At 54.6% G+C, this 17,051-nt stretch carries 15 protein-coding genes; 10 read left to right on the forward strand and 5 right to left on the reverse strand.

Going from position 1 to position 17,051, the window contains the following annotated elements; translation table 11 throughout:
• Positions 1 to 187: 187 nt before the first annotated feature.
• The 4 genes from TMES_RS13955 to TMES_RS13970 all read left to right on the forward strand — a co-directional run bounded on the left by TMES_RS13955 (position 188) and on the right by TMES_RS13970 (position 4,204).
• Positions 188 to 1,225: a TRAP transporter substrate-binding protein gene (locus TMES_RS13955; protein WP_085583524.1), complete on the forward strand. Its 1,038-nt coding sequence runs from the start codon at positions 188 to 190 to the stop codon at positions 1,223 to 1,225.
• Between the two features lie 73 nt (positions 1,226 to 1,298).
• On the forward strand, positions 1,299 to 1,796 hold the full coding sequence (locus TMES_RS13960) for a TRAP transporter small permease (RefSeq protein WP_085583526.1): 498 nt from the start codon (positions 1,299 to 1,301) through the stop codon (positions 1,794 to 1,796).
• Entirely contained in the window at positions 1,789 to 3,180 is a 1,392-nt protein-coding gene (locus tag TMES_RS13965; protein WP_085583528.1) for a TRAP transporter large permease, read from the forward strand. Before TMES_RS13960 ends, TMES_RS13965 begins: the two co-directional genes overlap by 8 nt.
• Positions 3,181 to 3,277: 97 nt before the next feature.
• Complete coding sequence (locus TMES_RS13970) at positions 3,278 to 4,204, forward strand: helix-turn-helix domain-containing protein (protein ID WP_085583530.1); 927 nt, start codon at positions 3,278 to 3,280, stop codon at positions 4,202 to 4,204.
• 24 nt (positions 4,205 to 4,228) lie between these two features.
• Here TMES_RS13970 and TMES_RS13975 read toward each other — a convergent pair whose 3' ends face one another.
• The 3 genes from TMES_RS13975 to TMES_RS13985 all read right to left on the reverse strand — a co-directional run bounded on the left by TMES_RS13975 (position 4,229) and on the right by TMES_RS13985 (position 6,950).
• Positions 4,229 to 5,044, reverse strand: coding sequence for an ABC transporter permease (locus TMES_RS13975; RefSeq protein WP_085583532.1), 816 nt, complete (start codon positions 5,042 to 5,044; stop codon positions 4,229 to 4,231).
• Complete coding sequence (locus TMES_RS13980; protein ID WP_085583616.1) at positions 5,034 to 5,804, reverse strand: ABC transporter ATP-binding protein; 771 nt, start codon at positions 5,802 to 5,804, stop codon at positions 5,034 to 5,036. The genes TMES_RS13975 and TMES_RS13980 overlap by 11 nt, the downstream gene beginning before the upstream one ends.
• A gap of 90 nt (positions 5,805 to 5,894) precedes the next feature.
• A complete protein-coding gene (locus TMES_RS13985; protein ID WP_085583534.1) occupies positions 5,895 to 6,950 on the reverse strand; it encodes an ABC transporter substrate-binding protein in 1,056 nt (351 codons plus the stop codon).
• A gap of 334 nt (positions 6,951 to 7,284) precedes the next feature.
• On the opposite strand from TMES_RS13985, the gene TMES_RS13990 reads away from it, so the two are divergent.
• Positions 7,285 to 8,499 carry a TIGR03862 family flavoprotein gene (locus TMES_RS13990; RefSeq protein WP_085583536.1) on the forward strand — a complete coding sequence of 405 codons (1,215 nt, stop codon included), beginning with the start codon at positions 7,285 to 7,287 and terminating at the stop codon, positions 8,497 to 8,499.
• Positions 8,500 to 8,625: 126 nt separating this feature from the next.
• Here the strand turns inward: TMES_RS13990 and TMES_RS13995 are convergent, their stop codons facing one another.
• Positions 8,626 to 10,545: a PhoX family protein gene (locus tag TMES_RS13995; protein WP_085583537.1), complete on the reverse strand. Its 1,920-nt coding sequence runs from the start codon at positions 10,543 to 10,545 to the stop codon at positions 8,626 to 8,628.
• 267 nt (positions 10,546 to 10,812) lie between these two features.
• On the opposite strand from TMES_RS13995, the gene TMES_RS14000 reads away from it, so the two are divergent.
• Entirely contained in the window at positions 10,813 to 11,484 is a 672-nt protein-coding gene (locus tag TMES_RS14000; protein WP_085583539.1) for a class I SAM-dependent DNA methyltransferase, read from the forward strand.
• Positions 11,485 to 11,532: 48 nt separating this feature from the next.
• Here TMES_RS14000 and TMES_RS14005 read toward each other — a convergent pair whose 3' ends face one another.
• Positions 11,533 to 11,883, reverse strand: a complete 351-nt coding sequence (locus TMES_RS14005) for a hypothetical protein (RefSeq protein WP_085583541.1) — start codon at positions 11,881 to 11,883, stop codon at positions 11,533 to 11,535.
• A 234-nt stretch (positions 11,884 to 12,117) separates the two neighbouring features.
• Between TMES_RS14005 and ade the strand changes: the two genes are divergently transcribed.
• From ade to TMES_RS14025, 4 genes are all read left to right on the forward strand, one after another.
• The gene (gene ade, locus TMES_RS14010) at positions 12,118 to 13,824 is read left to right on the forward strand and encodes an adenine deaminase (RefSeq protein WP_085583543.1); all 1,707 of its coding nucleotides are present in this window, start codon (positions 12,118 to 12,120) and stop codon (positions 13,822 to 13,824) included.
• A gap of 351 nt (positions 13,825 to 14,175) precedes the next feature.
• On the forward strand, positions 14,176 to 15,558 hold the full coding sequence (locus TMES_RS14015) for an MFS transporter (protein WP_085583545.1): 1,383 nt from the start codon (positions 14,176 to 14,178) through the stop codon (positions 15,556 to 15,558).
• Between the two features lie 76 nt (positions 15,559 to 15,634).
• A complete protein-coding gene (locus tag TMES_RS14020) occupies positions 15,635 to 16,060 on the forward strand; it encodes a MarR family winged helix-turn-helix transcriptional regulator (RefSeq protein ID WP_085583547.1) in 426 nt (141 codons plus the stop codon).
• Between the two features lie 50 nt (positions 16,061 to 16,110).
• Positions 16,111 to 16,878 (forward strand): siderophore-interacting protein, encoded by a 768-nt coding sequence (locus TMES_RS14025; RefSeq protein WP_085583549.1) that lies wholly within the window; start codon positions 16,111 to 16,113, stop codon positions 16,876 to 16,878.
• The last annotated feature ends 173 nt before the right edge of the window (positions 16,879 to 17,051 follow it).

The following is a 17,051-nucleotide window of genomic DNA, read 5'->3' on the forward strand; positions in this document are numbered from 1 at the left end:
GCATAACAGCTTCAATATCATTATACATAACCGTTATGATGATATTAGAGTCAGTTCAGAATAATCAGGCAGCTGTTGTAAGAGCTGCGATCAATAATAAAAAAAGCCCGTAAGAAACTCCCGGAAAACAAGGTTTATCAGCGGAACCAGCCAGTTCAAGGCTTGGCGGAGACGTTTAGGAGGAAACATGAAACACATCTCGAAATTGCTCGCGGGGGCGGCAATTGCAACCTTGATGTCCTTTGGGGCACAGGCGCAGGAAGTGACCCTGACCATTCATCATTTTTTGGGCCCCAAAGCCCCGATCCAGAAGGATCTGCTGGAGCCCTGGACCCAGAAAATTGAAAAAGAGTCCGGTGGCCGGATCAAATTTGAAATTTTCCCGTCGATGTCGATGGGCGGCAACCCGCCCGAACTTTATCGCCAGGTCCGCGATGGCGTTGCCGATATTGTCTGGACCCTGCCGGGCTATACACCGGGTGTTTTCCCGCATACCGAAGTGTTTGAACTGCCCGGTGTGCATCTGGGCGATGCCCGCGCCACCAACCTTGCCATTTATGACATGATGGACGAACTGGCCCCGGATTTAAAAGACATTCATCCGTTGCTGGTGCATGTCCATGCCGGTCAGGCCATTCATACCACGCAAAAAGAAATCCACACCGTTGCCGACGTTAAAGGCCTGAAACTGCGCACCCCGACCCGCACCGGAAGCTGGGTTATTGAAAGCTGGGGCGCTGAACCTGTCGGCATGCCGGTTCCGGCATTAACCCAGGCATTGTCACTGGGGGTTGTTGATGGCGGGCTGGTGCCGTTTGAAGTTGTCGGGCCGCTTAAACTCAACGAACTGGTTTCCTATTCGGTCGAGGGGCAAGGGGCCAATTCGCGGTTTGGCACCAGTGTTTTCCTGCTGGCCATGAACAAGGACCGATACGAAAGCCTGCCCGATGATTTGAAAAAGATCCTGGATGACAATACCGGGCGCGATTTTTATGCACATGCCGGTGATGTCTGGAACGATGTCGAGGAAGCAGGCAAACAGCTGATCCGCGATGGCAAGGGCGAAATCATTGAACTGACCCCGGAACAGAAGAAAACCTTTGATGATGCATCAGCCGGTGTGACCGATCGCTGGATCAAGGAAGCCAATTCCGCCGGAATCGACAATGCCGCAGAACTGGTGGAAGAAGCCAAGGCTGCCGTTCTGAAACATACCAAAGAATAAAACAGACAGCCGGGACCATGCGCCATGTCAGTGCGTGGTCCCCTTTTTGTTTCCAGCAAGATTGTCCGGATATATGAAACGCCTGTTATATCAATCTGCGTCGGGGCTGGCCGTTCTTGGCGGGGTACTGGCCCTGCTGATTGCCGTGGTAACGATTGTCAATGTCGGTGGCTTTGCCATCGACAAGGTCGCCCGCCTGTTTGGCGGCCATTTCCCGGCCATTCTCGGCTACGAGGATTTCGTCGGCCTCACCGTTAGCTGCGCCGCTTTAATGATGTTTCCCTATTGCCAAACACGTTACGGCCATGTCGCCGTCGATGTTTTCATGAATTTGTTTCCGTCATGGTTCGGGCGGGCTGTCGATGTGGTGTCCTCCACACTGATGACCGCACTGGCCCTGTTTCTGGGCTATATGATGGTGCGCGGGTTGCTGGAAGTACAAAGCGACAACGCCATGTCGGCCATTTTGGGCTGGCACCTTTGGCCCTTTTATATTCCCGGTATTATTTCGATGTTCTTGTGGGCGCTGATTTGCATGACCCAGATTTTTGAAAGAGAAGCCCATGTCTGAACGCGAACTGATTGGCATTGGCGGACTGGGGGTTTTGTTTTTCCTGCTAGCCCTGCGCATCCCCGTCGGTTTGGCAATGGTTGGCGTTGGCATTGGCGGCAACTTTGTGCTGAGCATCTTTTTTCCGTTTTTGCGCTTCGAACCTTATTTACAACAGTTCAAATCCCTGTTGTGGGGCATTGTTTCCAATTATGAATTATCCGTCGTACCGCTTTTTGTGCTGATGGGGTATCTGGCCAGCCAGGCCAACCTGTCGCGCGATCTGTTTCAGGGTGTAAATGCCATTTTGGGCCGCTTTCGCGGCGGTGTTGCCATGGCCGCCATTGGCGCGTGCGCCGGGTTCGGGGCGGTTTGTGGATCATCGCTGGCAACGGCATCGACAATGGGCCGGGTCGCCCTGCCCGAACTGCACCGGTTAAATTATTCGCCCCGCCTGGCAACCGGCACGCTGGCAGCCGGTGGCACCCTGGGTATTCTTATTCCGCCATCGGTGGCACTGGTGATTTATGCGGTAACGGTTGAAGCATCGATCATTCAGATGTTTCAGGCGGCCATCATTCCCGGCCTGATCGCCGTTGTGTTTTTCATGCTGGTTATTGCCATTCAGGTGCGGTTAAACCCCGATCTGGCCCCGATCCCCGCCCCCATGCCCCCGGCAGAACGCAAGCAGGCCCTGCTGCGTCTGATCCCGGTAATGGTTATTTTTGGCGCCATCATTCTGGGGCTGGGTGCCGGGTTGTTTACGCCGACACCAGCCGCTGGTGTCGGCGTTTTTGCCATTCTGGCCTATGGCTTGTTCATGCATTGGCGCGGCAAGGAAGGGCTTAGTTTTGGCGGGTTAAAACAGGCCCTGCGCGACACATCTGTCACCAGTTCGATGATTTTTTTCATCCTGCTGGGGGCGGAAGTACTGAAAGGTTTTTTCAGCCGCGCCGGCCTGCCCGCCTTTATGGCCGATGCCGCCGCCAATAGCGGGTTGGACCCGTGGCTGGTGATGGTTTTGATGTTGCTGGCCCTCATCGTTCTGGGCTGTTTCATGGAAAGCCTTTCCATGATTGTGGTGGTGATCCCGTTTTTCTGGCCTGCTTTGGTCGACATTAATGGCGGCGATTTTGCCACAGCCGCCACGGCAGCCTATGGCATGGGGGCCGAAGACCTTAAAATCTGGTTCGGGATTTTAGCCCTGATTGTGGTGGAACTGGGCCTGATCACGCCACCGGTGGGGTTAAATGTGTTTATCATTAACGCGCTGGCCGATGGTGTGCCCATGAGCCAGACCTTCCGGGGTGTGATGCCGTTTTTTGCCGCTGAAATTGTGCGCATTACCCTGATTGTCTTTATCCCGGCCATTACCCTGTTCATGCCAACCATACTGGGCGGATAATTAACCGTTAAAGCCTTCATTCGGGGCTGCGCCAATGCGTGGCCCCGTTTTGCGTTTCGGGCTATAATTCGCACGAAAGCATATTGCAGGAACCACCATGATCGCCACCCGCGAAACCATTCCTGTTTACCGTCTTTATGGTGAAAACATCGCCATGAACGGCCATGCGGTGCAGGAACCGGAATTTTTCCATCTGGAATCCATTCCATCGCGCTCCCGCCTGCATGACATGCATATTCAGCCCCATCGCCATGCCAACCTGTTTCAATTGCTGTATATTACACAGGGACAGGCCGGGATTGAATTTGACGACCGCCAGTTTACCATCGGCCCGCAAACCATGCTAACCGTGCCGCCTGGCACCGTGCATGGCTTTCGGTTTAGCCGCGATATTGATGGCTGGGTTATTTCCCTGACTGATGATCATGTACGCGAAATTCTGGCAATGGTGCCCCGGCTAAACAGTTGCCTGGATGTGCCGCTTTGCGTGCCAATTACGCAGCCCCCGGCCAATACCGCGCAGGATACAAACCAGCCCAGCCCAGCCCGCGCCGATTTTTTAATTCGCCAACTGGTGGCCGAATATCACAGCCATGCGATCGGCAGGTTATTTGCGCTGCGCAATATTATCGGGTTGTTATTGCTTGAATTTGGCCGTCATGGCGCATTGCATCGCGACGGGCGATTGTCGCGCCAGGAACAAAAGAACGCCAAATTCCGCAAGTTCCAAAACCAGATTGAAAATCAGTACCGCCAGCATCGTCCGCTGGATTATTACGCCCGCGAAATTGGCATCACCACAACCCAGCTAAACCGGATTTGCAAAGACATCGTCGAAATGACGGCGATTGAAGTGGTGCATAACCGGCTGATACTGGAAGCCAAACGGGTGCTGATTTATACCGACATTAATATTCAGCAAATCGCCGATGAGCTTGGCTATCAGGATGCCGGATACTTTTCGCGGTTTTTTGCCAAAAAGGCGGGGATGTCCCCCGCCCGGTTTCGTGCCCTTTACCGCTAGGGCCTTTTCCTGTGCTATGGCGTTTTAACGCCAACCCAGCAACCATTTATCCAGCCGCCCCAGCAACCACGATATGGCAAGCCCGAACACCGACAGCACCACCACCCCGGCAATTAACTGGTCCGTCTGGTACAAACTGCCTGCCGACAGGATCAGCGCGCCAATGCCGTATTGCGCGCCAATCATTTCGGCCGCGACCAGCAAAATAATGGCGATCGAGGATGAAATACGAAAGCCCGACAGGATAGTGGGCAACGCACCGGGCAAAATGATTTTGCGTACAATCGACCAGGTCGACATATCAAAACTTTGCCCCATGCGGATCAAATTGCGGGCCACATTATCGACCGCGCCAAAAGTGTTGATCACGGTGGGGAAAAACACGCCAAAGCCGATGGTGGCAAATTTGGATGGCTCGCCAATGCCAAACCAGATGATGAAAAGCGGCAATAACGCAATTTTGGGAATGGGAAACAGCGCCGACACCAGTGCCACGCCGGGCGACCGCGCCCAGGAAAACATGCCGACCAGAAAACCAACCGCAAGCCCGGCCACCGTGCCCAGCACCCAGCCCACTGCCAATCGCTGGCCCGATGCCGCCAGATGCACCCACAAATCACCTGATACAATCAATTGCCACAGTGATTTAGCCACGGCAACCGGGCTGGGCATGGCAAGTTCGCTGATAAAGCCGGTGCTACACCCGATTTGCCATAATATAATCAGCACGACAAAGCTGCCCCACGCCGCCAGCGGATTGGCACGCGGGTTAAAACCAACCGCGCGAAACCGAACCGGTTGTTTTGCCGTTTTTACCGGGGCCAAATGATCAGGCGACATTTTCAAGTTCCTTGTCTGCGGCAATGGCCTCATCGCGGATCAGCTCCCACAATGCCGTTTCGTGCGCCACGATTAACGGATCACCTTCACGGCGCTGGTCAATCGGCACATCGATGGTGTGAATTTCCTTAATCGTGCCGGGGCGACGGCGCAGTGCTACCACCCGGTGGGCCAGCCGCACGGCCTCGTTTAAATTATGGGTCACATAAACTGCAGTCATGCCGGTGCGCGCGAACAGGGCCGAAAATTCATCAAGCAATAAAATACGGGTTTGGGCATCCAGGGCTGATAACGGCTCGTCCATCAACAACACAGCCGGGCGTACCGCAAGGGCACGGGCAATGCCCACGCGCTGTTTCATCCCGCCCGATAGCTGCTTGGGAAAGGCATTGCGAAAATCGGCAAGGCCGGTTTGCTCTAGCACTTCATCAATGCGCGCGGCCCGTTCGGCCTTGCTTAATTTATGGTCTTCCAAAACCAGGCTAATATTGCCTGCCACCGTGCGCCACGGCAACAGGGCGAAGTCCTGAAACACATAGGTTAGCGGGTTCAAACAGCCATCGGGAACCGCGCCACTGGCGCTGATTTTCCCTTCGCTGGGCTTTAACAAGCCGCCAATGATGCTTAGCAAGGTTGATTTACCACAGCCCGACGGACCAATCAGGGCAACAATTTCACCCGGTTCAATCGTCAGGTTAATATCGCGCAAGGCTTCAACCTGATCGTAGCGATGGCATACACCGGAAATTTCCAGCCGCATAACCGGCCCTCTTTTTATCTGATTTAAAAATGAAAAAACAAATGGACCGGCCCGTTTACCGGACCGATCCAAAATCATGCAAAAGTCTCGTTATTTTGTGTCAAGCGGCGGGATGAAGCTGGTATCGATGAAATCATCGGGGTTGGCATCTTTCGATACATAGCCCCGGTCCTGATACCATTTGACCTGCTTTTTCACATCCGCCACATCAAGTTTGGCGTCTTTGGTAATAAACATCGCGCCGTTGCGAATTTTCGGAAATGCTTTTTCTTCCGGGTCTTCGGCATAGACGTATTTGTGAACGATTTTCAAAATTTCGTCGGTGGTCTCGGACTTTACCAGTTTGCCATTGCCATCGGTCGCCAGCAGGGCGGCCCGATAATCGGCAACGCCTTTTTGGTAGGCCGCAACAAAATGCGCCACAACATCCCGGCGTTCCTCGATATTGCGGACCGATGTAAACAACCCGCCCACCTGATAAGGCACATAATCATTCACCCAGCCAATGATATGCGCGGCACCGGCATTGGCCAGCGGCTTGGCAATGTGGGGCACAATGATCATGCTGTCGACCTGCCCGGTTTTAAGGGCACCAATCATGTTTGGCACCGCCTGAAGCGGCTTTAATTGCATGCTGGCAAGGTCAAACCCGGCTTTTTCGGCGACATTACCAATCATGTAATGGAAGCTCGACCCCACCTGACTAATGGCAAAGCTGTGCCCGGCCAGCTGTTCAACCTTGGTCAAACCGGCATCATAGGCCTTGTTTGACACCAGAATGGCCGAACCATCATATCCCGGTTCTTCATGGAGCTGCGCGCCAATAACCTTCAGCGCACCTTTGGCGGCAAGGTTAAAAAAGCCACCGGTAAAGGCCGTAACGCCAAAATCGGCATCGCCCGAAGCAATGGCGACCGAGACCGGCTGTGCCGCGCGGAAAAATGTCAGTTCCGCATCCAGGCCTTCATCGGCGAAATAACCCTTTTCCTTGGCAATAAACAACGGCGCGCTCGACACAAAGGCCAGCGTCGCGATGTTAATTTTTTCTGCGGCATTGGCAATGCCAACAAGGGCCGTCGACAGCGTGGCAACGGTGGCAACCGCAAGGGCCCCACGGGCAGCACGCCTGATCCGGGTTGAGAACATTTTTTCCTCCACTTAACGTTTTTTGATTAATTGGCCGCTGGTTTCCGCCAGTCCCCGCCGGAAATAACCCGCGCCAGATAAGACACCAAACTGAATTGCCGAAATGGCACTGGAATTTTGTTATACGAATTAGCCCCGAAATGCCAATGTTTGGCGCGTTATCGCGCAAATTTAATGGTTTCCACCCACCCAAGCGCGATCAATGCCAATGAATTAACCACGTCCGGGCGATATTGGCCGGTCTGCGTGGCGTGCGATCAATTGCCAAACCGGCGCGAAACCGTCATAACCGCGCAAGATTGCACAAGGTTCCTTCATACCAAAGGCCAGTTAAATGCCCAATACCCCCAAAGCCGATACAAACGCCCCCCTCCCCGCCAAAACCGCCATTGTCATCGGTGCCGGTCCCGCCGGGTTGATGGCGGCCGAACGGCTGGCCGGTGCCGGGCACAATGTTACCATTTACGAAGCCATGCCCAGTGCCGGGCGCAAGTTTTTAATGGCGGGTAAATCGGGCCTGAACATTACCCACAGCGAAGACATGGAAACGTTTTTGTCGCGCTATGGCACGTCACGCGCCCGGCTGGAACCGCATTTGCGCAAATTCGGCCCCGCCGAAATTCGGGCATGGTGCGAAGGGCTGGGCATTGAAACCTTTGTTGGCTCCAGTGGTCGGGTGTTTCCCAAGGTCATGAAAGCAAGCCCGCTTTTGCGCGCCTGGCTGCGCCGCCTGGCCGACCTTGGCTGCAATATCCATTACCGCCATAAATGGACCGGCTGGGATGCCAGCGACAATGCTGTTTTCAGCACAGCAGATGGCGATGTCACAGCAAAAGCAGATATCACCATATTGGCCCTTGGCGGCGGCAGCTGGAAAAAGCTGGGATCAAACGGTGCATGGATGAAAATCCTGATCGATGCCGGTATTGCCTGCAACCCGTTCAAACCGGCCAATTGCGGGTTTGATGTGCGCTGGACCGATCATTTAATTGAAAAATGCGCCGGAAACCCGGTAAAGGCCGTGACACTGACCTGCGAGGATCAAACCGTACGCGGCGAATTTGTTATTTCCAAAACCGGGATCGAAGGCAGTGCGGTTTATACGGTTTCGGCCAAATTGCACGATACCTGGCTGCAAACCGGCAGCGCCACCGTAACCCTGGACCTGACCCCGGACCGCGACCTTGCCGACGTCACCGCCCGCCTTGCCAAACCACGCGGCAAAAATTCGCTGGGCAACCATTTGCGCAAATCTCTGGGGCTGGACGCCACCAAAATCGCCCTGATTTTTGAAGTCACCCCGCGCGAAGTGCTAAACGATCCCGCAAAACTGGCAAGCGCCATAAAATCGCTTCCCATCGCCATCGCCCGCCCCCGCCCGCTCGACGAAGCCATCAGCACCGCAGGCGGCATTGCGTGGGAAGAGCTGGACGATAATTTCCAGCTTATCAAACGCCCCGGCACCTATTGCCTTGGCGAAATGATCGATTGGGAAGCCCCGACGGGGGGGTATTTGATAACCGGCTGTTTGGGCGTCAACATCCTGTAAATTTGCTGGTTACAAGCTCGAAAATAGGCCCCCAAACAAGAACGGCTGGCAAAGCCGGTTGTGCGACGAAAAACGCCCCCCAAACCAGCCTTGCCAGCCATCAAAAATCAGGTCGCAGCCTTTATCTTAGCTTTCGACAGGAATCCCGTGGATATAGCCAACGCCACCGGCAAAACGGTCGCGGTAATTGGCGTCGATCAGCGGTTCAAGGTTGGCTTTAACCTTGTCATGCAGGCCTTTTTCCCAGTCACCGGGGTGCTGGAAGTTGCTGAGGATGTAGGCAAAGCCGTTCATGTCATCCACGGCGTGCAAACCGGTTGATTCCGCACCAGCCGGGCAAGACAGGATGCGGTCCAGCTTTTTGGTGTCGACATTATAGGCCCACAGGAAGTTATTAACGTGGTTGCCGCTGTCTTCACCCACAAACAGGGTGCGCATTTTTTCGGAGAACTTGATGTTGTCCGGGTTTGCAATGTGGTTGATATCGGCGGTGTTGCCGATTTCATCCGGGGTTGCAAGGTCCTGGCCTACTAGTTCCGGCACCGCTGCCATGTGAACCGGGACCCAGTCACTGTCAATCGCATTGCCTTCGGTATCGGTCTGGCCACCGGTCATCGGCCATGCGTAAACAGCACCGGCTTTGATCTGGTCAACCTTGATGCCGCTTTTGCCGTCGCTCATGGATTTATAGATATAGGACATCGCGGAATAACCGATTTTGTCCCTGGCGTTAACCGTTGTGCCTTCCATTTTGGTAAAGGCAAGCGTGCCACCGGCCATCGGGGCATAACGGTGCGTTTCAAGATAAGCCGCAGCCTTTTCCATGCCCGGCTTAACGCGAACCCACTGTTGTTTGCCGCTAAACTGGATGGCGGTAAAGCTGTCGTCTTTCGGGTCTTCAAGGGCAACGTCGATGATGTCAGAAGCGGTCAGCTTGTCGGCCAGGGCCTTGATTTCGTCGCTGGTGGCGTGGCCGAGCAATATCCATTTCAGATCAAACTTGCCGCCTTTATCAAGGTCAACACCGTCGCGCTGGTTTACCTGGGCAACGTAAAGTTTGCCAGATGACAGGTCGGTTGGCTTGTCGGCGATGAACATGAACAGGCCGCCATTGGTGGCGTCATCACCCATCAGGGTCGTGCGCTGGTCGGGCATAACCTGAACCAGTTCGTGCGAAATACGGCCAAGGCAGAAATGCTTTTTAATCTCGCCAGTACCGTCCGCATTCACCACCACTTCGGGCAGGTGCCCGTAATGATAGGGGTTGGCTTTTTTCGGGTCGCCATAAAGGCTTTTGCTATAGGTCTGGAATTCTTCCGAGGCGGCAGCCTTGGTGGCGTCCGGCTCGTATTCTTCAGACGACAAATGGGTGTTCCACGGCGACAGGCTGGCAGCACAGGTGATCCACAGGCCATGCACGCTGCTGGTATTAACCGGGTGGTACTGCACCAGGCTAAGCTCGCCGCTTTTCGGGTCCTGATCAAAGGTCAGAACGGCAATCGGCGATGGCAGTTTGCCATACATGTCGGTGCCATCAAATGCGCGCGAGGTATATTCAAACTGAACCACGGCAAACACGGTATTGCCTTTTACACCCGCTACTTTGGCGCCATCAAGTTTGATCAGGCTATAGCCATCGGGGCAATCGGAAAAGAACTGGCGTTTGTCGGGCGCGCTTTCATCAATGATCGGTTTGTTGTTGATGTCGCGATAGCCACCGGCAACAATTTTGCCACCCTTGCCGTCCGAAACTTCATCGCCAGTAATGAAAAGCGGCTTGTAACCCAGTTTAAAGTTCTGGGTAGCGCCATTTTCATAGGTGGCAATCAGGCCGGAATTAACAGTGGTGGTGGCACGTTCGGCATCGCTCATCGGTGCGGTCATGCCAACAAATTCAATCGATTTAACCCGGTTTTTGCTGGTGGCTGCAAAAGCAGACGAGCCACCAATCATGGTAAGTGCCGATGTTTCAAGCAATGGCAGGAACGGTGCGCCCGCGAGAATACCAAGCAACGAACGGCGGGAAATGCCGGTTGGGCTATTCATGTCTATGATCCTTGAATAACAAACTGAAGACGGGAAAAAGGCCGATATGGAAAGATGCGCCCGCAAGCCCCTGATCAGGAACAGGCAGTGCGGGGACTTTAGCGCTGGCCTGTGACAGTTTGATAAAACTTTGATGGCATTCTAAATAACAATGTGGCGGATGGCGGCGAAGACCCGGTTTTGCGGCCAACTTGCTATTCCGGCGTGGCTGTGCGTTACTGAACCCCTCAAAAATAACAATCCGCAATCAAATCAGTGAGGTGAAAAATGGTCGATGCCAGCGATGGCAACACCAGCCATAATTCTGTTTCCAATACCGCTTCCGATCTGGTCAATATGACCCATGCCAGCCCCGAGGCCCTTGCCGCCTATTACGACAAATGGGCAACATCCTATGAAAAGGATTTGCTGGCGATGGGCTATCAGGCCCCGGCCCGGGCGGCCCAAATAATGACAACACAAGGCCTGCACGCCAAAAGCCCGATCCTCGATGCCGGATGCGGCACCGGCCTGACCGGGCTGGAATTATCGAACCAGGGATTTTCGCACATAACCGGCATTGATATTTCGCCGGAATCGCTAAAACAGGCCAAAACCAAGGCCTGTTACCAGACCCTGAAAATTCAGAACATGAACCGGCAACTCGATTTTGCCGCCAACAGTTTTGCCGCCGCCCAATGTATTGGCGCGCTGACCTATGTTGATAATGTTGAAGGATTAATGCGCGAATTTTCGCGGCTTGTGATCACCGATGGCATCATTGTTTTCAGCCATCGTGTCGACCTGTATGACGGCGACTTTTCTGCAACATTGCAAGCATTGAGCGATGACGGCACATGGTCGCTGGTCGATCATTCATCGCCCCAGCCCTATATCCCCGACCATGCCGATTTCGGCGATGAAAAAACCATCCATTACGATATTTACCGGGTGCATTAGCCGCCAAATTGCGGGGCGGCCCCAAACCCGGCCGCCCCGCAGGCTTGCTCAAAAGCAGGTTGTGGTAAAATACGGCGACGTATTGGTCGATGATTTTTTAAATACGTGGCACGCAACACCCCCGCTTTTCGCGGTTACGGTAACATGGGTGTTATCAGGCGCACCGGACGGGGTTGTGCCCCCGGAATGCTGCCCTTTAAGCCACAGGCAGGTGCCGTTGGCATAGCCATCGCGCAGCGTTTTGTTGGCCGAGCTTTTAACCCGCTTGGGCCAGCCCGAAAGCCCGCCTTCCTCCTGATAATTTGATGCCTTGGTGCAACCTTCAGCCGCCTGGCTGCTTGCTGGCAGCATCAGTGCGCAGAACAATCCAACACCCATCAATATCGATATATTTTTCATTTTACACCTCGTAAAAATGCCGCTTCACCAACGAGCCATTCATTGGCCCGTTGATAAAAAAGCATTCCGCAAGGCCGCAAAACGCGCCCCATACCCGTGCCTGTTCAAACAAAAACACATAAAATATTCGCCCCCTTGCGACGGATCGTCTAATGCTGTCCCATATAAGACAGAACCATTTCTGGCGGCATGCCGCAGGGCACTTGCACGCCACAAAGATAAAAGGACAGCGCGATGGATCATTCCCGGCTTTCAAAATGTATTCTTGCCGGTCAGGGCAAGGTTCCGGCTGATATTGTCATTCGCAATGTTGGCTTGCTCGATGTCATGACCGGGGCGGTAACCGTTACCGATATCGCCCTTGTCGGCGACCGCATTGTCGGCACCCACGCATCGTACCGCGGTGATGTCGAAATTGATGGCACCGGGCGTTTCGCCGTTCCCGGCTTTATCGACACGCATTTGCATATCGAAAGCTCGCTCGTCACCCCGCTGGAATTTGACCGTTGCGTGTTGCCCCACGGTGTCACCACGGTTTTGTGCGACCCGCACGAAATTGCCAATGTGCTGGGCGCACCCGGCATTAAATATTTTCTGGATAGTGCCGAACGCGCGATTATGGATATCCGCGTTAATCTGTCGTCCTGCGTGCCAGCCACATCGTTTGAGACATCAGGCGCGCAGCTTGAAATTGACGACTTGTTGCCATTTCGCAGCCACCCCAAAGTGGTCGGTTTGGCCGAGGTTATGAACTATCCCGGCGTGCTTAACCTTGACCCCGGCATCATGGCAAAGCTTTTAGCCTTTCAGGACGGGCATATGGATGGCCACGCGCCGCTGGTGCGCGGCACGGCCCTTAACGGTTACATGGCGGCCGGAATTCGCACCGATCACGAAGCCACCACGGCCGATGAAGCACGCGAAAAACTGGCAAAAGGCATGGCGATCCTGATCCGCGAGGGATCTGTCTCGAAGGATCTCGAAGCCTTGGCTGAAATTCTGGATGAAAACACATCCAGCTTCGTCGCCCTGTGTACCGATGACCGCAACCCGCTTGATATCGCCGAGGAAGGCCACCTTGATGCATTAATCCGCCGCCTGATCGCCAAGGGACGGCCATTGCACCATGTCTATCGCGCCGCATCGCATTCGGCGGCACGTATTTTCGGCCTCAAGGATCGCGGTTTGATCGGCCCGGGCTGGCGGGCAGATATTGTCTTGCTCGATAGTCTGGAAGATTGCTCCGTTAGCGACGTTTTCGCGGGTGGCAAACGGGTCACACCCGACTTGTTCGCCGCGCGTGAACTGGTGCCTGCCGTCGGGCTGTCATCGATGAAGGCAAAGCCGGTAACGGGTGATGCCTTCATCTGTGCGCCCAAACCGGGCCAGAACCAGACACCGGTGATTGGCGTTAAACCCGGCCTGATCCTGACCTTTCGTGAAGAAGCAACCTTGGAAGTCACCCCAAACGGCCTGATGCCGGATCTTGAGCGCGATGTCATTAAAGTTGCCGTGATTGAACGCCACGGCAAAAACGGCAATATCGGCCGCAGTTTTGTTACCGGTTTTGGCCTTAAAAAAGGCGCTATCGCCTCGTCCGTCGGCCATGACAGCCACAATATTACTGTGGTGGGTGCCAATGATGCCGACATGGCCCTGGCCGTAAACCGCCTGATCGAAATGGGTGGCGGATTTGCCGTGGCCGAGGATGGCAAAATCACTGCCGACCTGGCCCTGCCCGTGGCCGGATTAATGAGCGAGGAACCCTTCGAGACCATCGCAACCAATCTGGAACATTTGCGCAAAGCCGCCAAATCGCTTGATTGTGTGTTGCCTGAACCGTTCCTTCAGGTCGCGTTTTTGGCCCTGCCCGTGATCCCGCATTTAAAAATGACGGATCGCGGCCTGTTCGATGTCGATAAATTCGATTTCGTCAATTAACCCGGCCAAAATTTCGCCCAAACGTACAATTTACTAACACCACCCCGGCAATACACTGTCGGGGTGGTTGTGGTTTTGCGCGGGTTCACCGCAAAGCCATATGCCAACCAGTTGGCAATACTGCAGATTCATGAAAACGCACAGTTAAGAATTATTATCATTGACTTTATCAACCATCTTTCTTATTGGTTGACTATATCAACAACACGCCAACCTCAAACCCCGGCATTTCGCCCCTTCCGACATGTTCATCAGGTTTTCACACCTGAAACAGTCCCCGATACGACAATGCGTCACCCCGAAAACATAACAGGCAGCACAGCATATGTGCGCCGTTTCAGGAATTTCTGCATGACAAAATCTCCGGTCATCCACGAAGATGGATTGCCCCAACCCCAACGTGCCCTGGCCTTTCTCACCATCTCGCTTGCCGTGATGATGGCGGTTCTTGATGGCTCGATCATGAATGTGGCCCTGCCCACCATCGCCCATGACCAGCATGTCAGCCCGGCCCATGCCATTTGGGTGGTAACGGCCTATCAGCTCGCTGTGGTGGTGGCCTTGCTACCGCTTGCGGCCTTGGGCGAAGCCATCGGTTTTCGCAAAATCAATCTCGCCGGGCTGGTGGTGTTTTGTGCTGCCTCCATCCTGTGCGCCTATTCCCCCACCATCGAAATGCTGACTTTCGCCCGCCTGCTTCAGGGCCTTGGCGGTGCGGCACTGATGAGCATTAACGCAGCCCTTGTGCGCCATATCATGCCGATCAATCAACTGGGCAAGGGCATCAGCCGCGTTGCGATGGTGGTTGCTATTTCAGCCGCGGCAGGACCGTCCATCGCCTCGGCCATACTGGCGGTATCAAGCTGGCACTGGCTGTTTTTAATCAATGTGCCGCTCTCGATTGCCGCGTTTGGCATGGGCTATTTCACCCTGCCCCACAACAAGCTGAACCAGACCAGGTTTGACTATGGCAGTGCGCTGTTAAATGTGCTGAGCTTCGGTTTCCTGATCTCCGCCCTGGGCAGCATTGGCACCAGTAACAATACTATGCTGATTGCCGGGCAGTTTACCATCGCGATTATTGCCGGTATTTTGCTGGCCCGTCGCCAGCTCTCGCGCCCCAATCCCCTTTTGCCGATCGACCTTCTCAAACGCCCGGTTTTTGCAGGCTCGATCATTTCGTCCATCTGCGGCTTTAACGCCCAGTTTATCGCCTTTGTCTCGCTACCGTTCTTCTTTCACGATGTCATTGGCTATAGTGCCGTTAAAACCGGCCTTTTGCTCACGCCGTGGCCGGTCGCAACTGCGCTAACAGCCCCGCTGGCAGGCAAACTTGCCGATAAATATTCAGCCGCCCCCTTCACCGCCATCGGCATGACAATTTTTGCCATTGGCCTGTGCGCTACTGTCTGGCTGCCCAGCGATGCGGGCAACTATACCGTCATCATCGCGCTTATGATCTGCGGTGCCGGGTTCGCCCTGTTTCAAACGCCCAATAACCGTATCATGCTGACCAGTGCGCCGCGTGAACGCAGCGGGGCGGCCAGCGGCCTGCTCTCTACCGCCCGCCTGCTTGGACAGTCCAGCGGTGCAGCTCTGGCGGCCATTCTCATATCGTATAGCACCAGCTTCAACCTTGGCCTTCTGATGTATACAGCCGCGGGTTTCGCCCTGTTTTCGGCCTGCACCAGTGCCATTCGCAACCGTGCCTGGCAGGTCGGCATCATTTCATAATGCCCGACCAAACCCGTCTGGCGGCATTGACGCCGCCAGATGCAATGATTACCTCGCGTGATAACGGAGCCTTCTTATGCCCGAAACAACGATTGGCGAAACCCTGCATACCTTGCTGCATGCCTATAAACGGGCCATGCGCCAAGCCTATCATCAGGCTGAAATCCCGCTCGCCATCTCGCATATACGGACATTGAAAGGCATCAGTGCAATGCCAGCCTGCACGCCTCTTGCCCTGTCATCGCGCACCAAACGCGACAAAGGCCAGGTGACCCGCCTGATCAAGGATTTGCTGGCCCAAAACCTGATTGAAAAGCATCAGCACCCCGGCGACAAACGTAGCAACATCCTGCATCTGACCCCGGCGGGGCACCACATGATCAAGCGGATCAAAGAGATCGAAGAAATCGCCGCCTCACGCATGGCCGAAGGGCTCTCGCCCGCCGAAATCGCCGATTTCAGCCGCCTTGCCAATATCATGAGCGCCAATCTGGCGGAATAAGCCACAGATTAGGCCGACACCAAATCCGAACACCTCGAAAGGAGATCACAATGCCAAAACCAGCAAGACCGGCAAGACCAGCTCCGCGGCAGTTTGACGTGATCCGTAAATCCAGCGTCACCCCTAACATGCTGCGCATCACCCTGGGCGGTGAGGGTATGAACACTTTCCCCGAAGACCAGCCCAGCGCCTATGTCAAACTGATGTTTGACACCCCCGGCCAGCAAAAACCGATGCTGCGCACCTACACCGTGCGTGCCCAGCGCGAAGATGAAATCGATATCGATTTTGTCCTGCACGAAGATGGCGGCCCTGCTTCACGCTGGGCGATTAATTGCCAACCGGGCGATAAAATCACCATCGGCGGCCCCGGCCCCAAAAAGCAGCTCGACCCTGCAGCAGACTGGATCATGATTGTCGGCGATATGACGGCCCTGCCCGCCATCTCGGTCAATCTCGAGCAATTACCCGAACATGCTCGGGGTTACGCCGTAATCGAAGTGCTCAGCGAAGCCGATATCCAGCCCTTAAGCAAACCCGAACACGTCACCATCCACTGGGTCATCAACCCCCATCCGGGTACCAACAGCGACGCGCTGCACAATGTCGTCACCGCACTGAACTGGGCCGATGGCAAACCCTCGGTCTGGGCCGCGTGCGAGTTTACCGGCATGCAAAAACTCCGCCACCACTTCCGCAACGACCGCGCCATCGACAAACGCGAAATGTACATTTCCAGCTACTGGAAACTCGGCGCGAACGAAGAAACGCATAAATCGGCAAAGCGTGATGATGCGGAGAGGGAGGAGGCAGCTTGAGGTTCCTTTGATAGATTGATATTTGAAGTGTCCTGGTAAGCGTCTAGCCACGGCTACCTTGACGGAAGAACGTTTTCAGTTCTTGGGAGGGAAAGAGGCTTGGATGTCAATATTCCAGGGAAGCAGATCGTCGATCTTGTTGATCGGATGATCGGCAATGCGGTCGAGGACGA

The sequence above is a fragment of the Thalassospira mesophila genome (genome assembly GCF_002115755.1).
Lineage (GTDB): Bacteria > Pseudomonadota > Alphaproteobacteria > Rhodospirillales > Thalassospiraceae > Thalassospira > Thalassospira mesophila.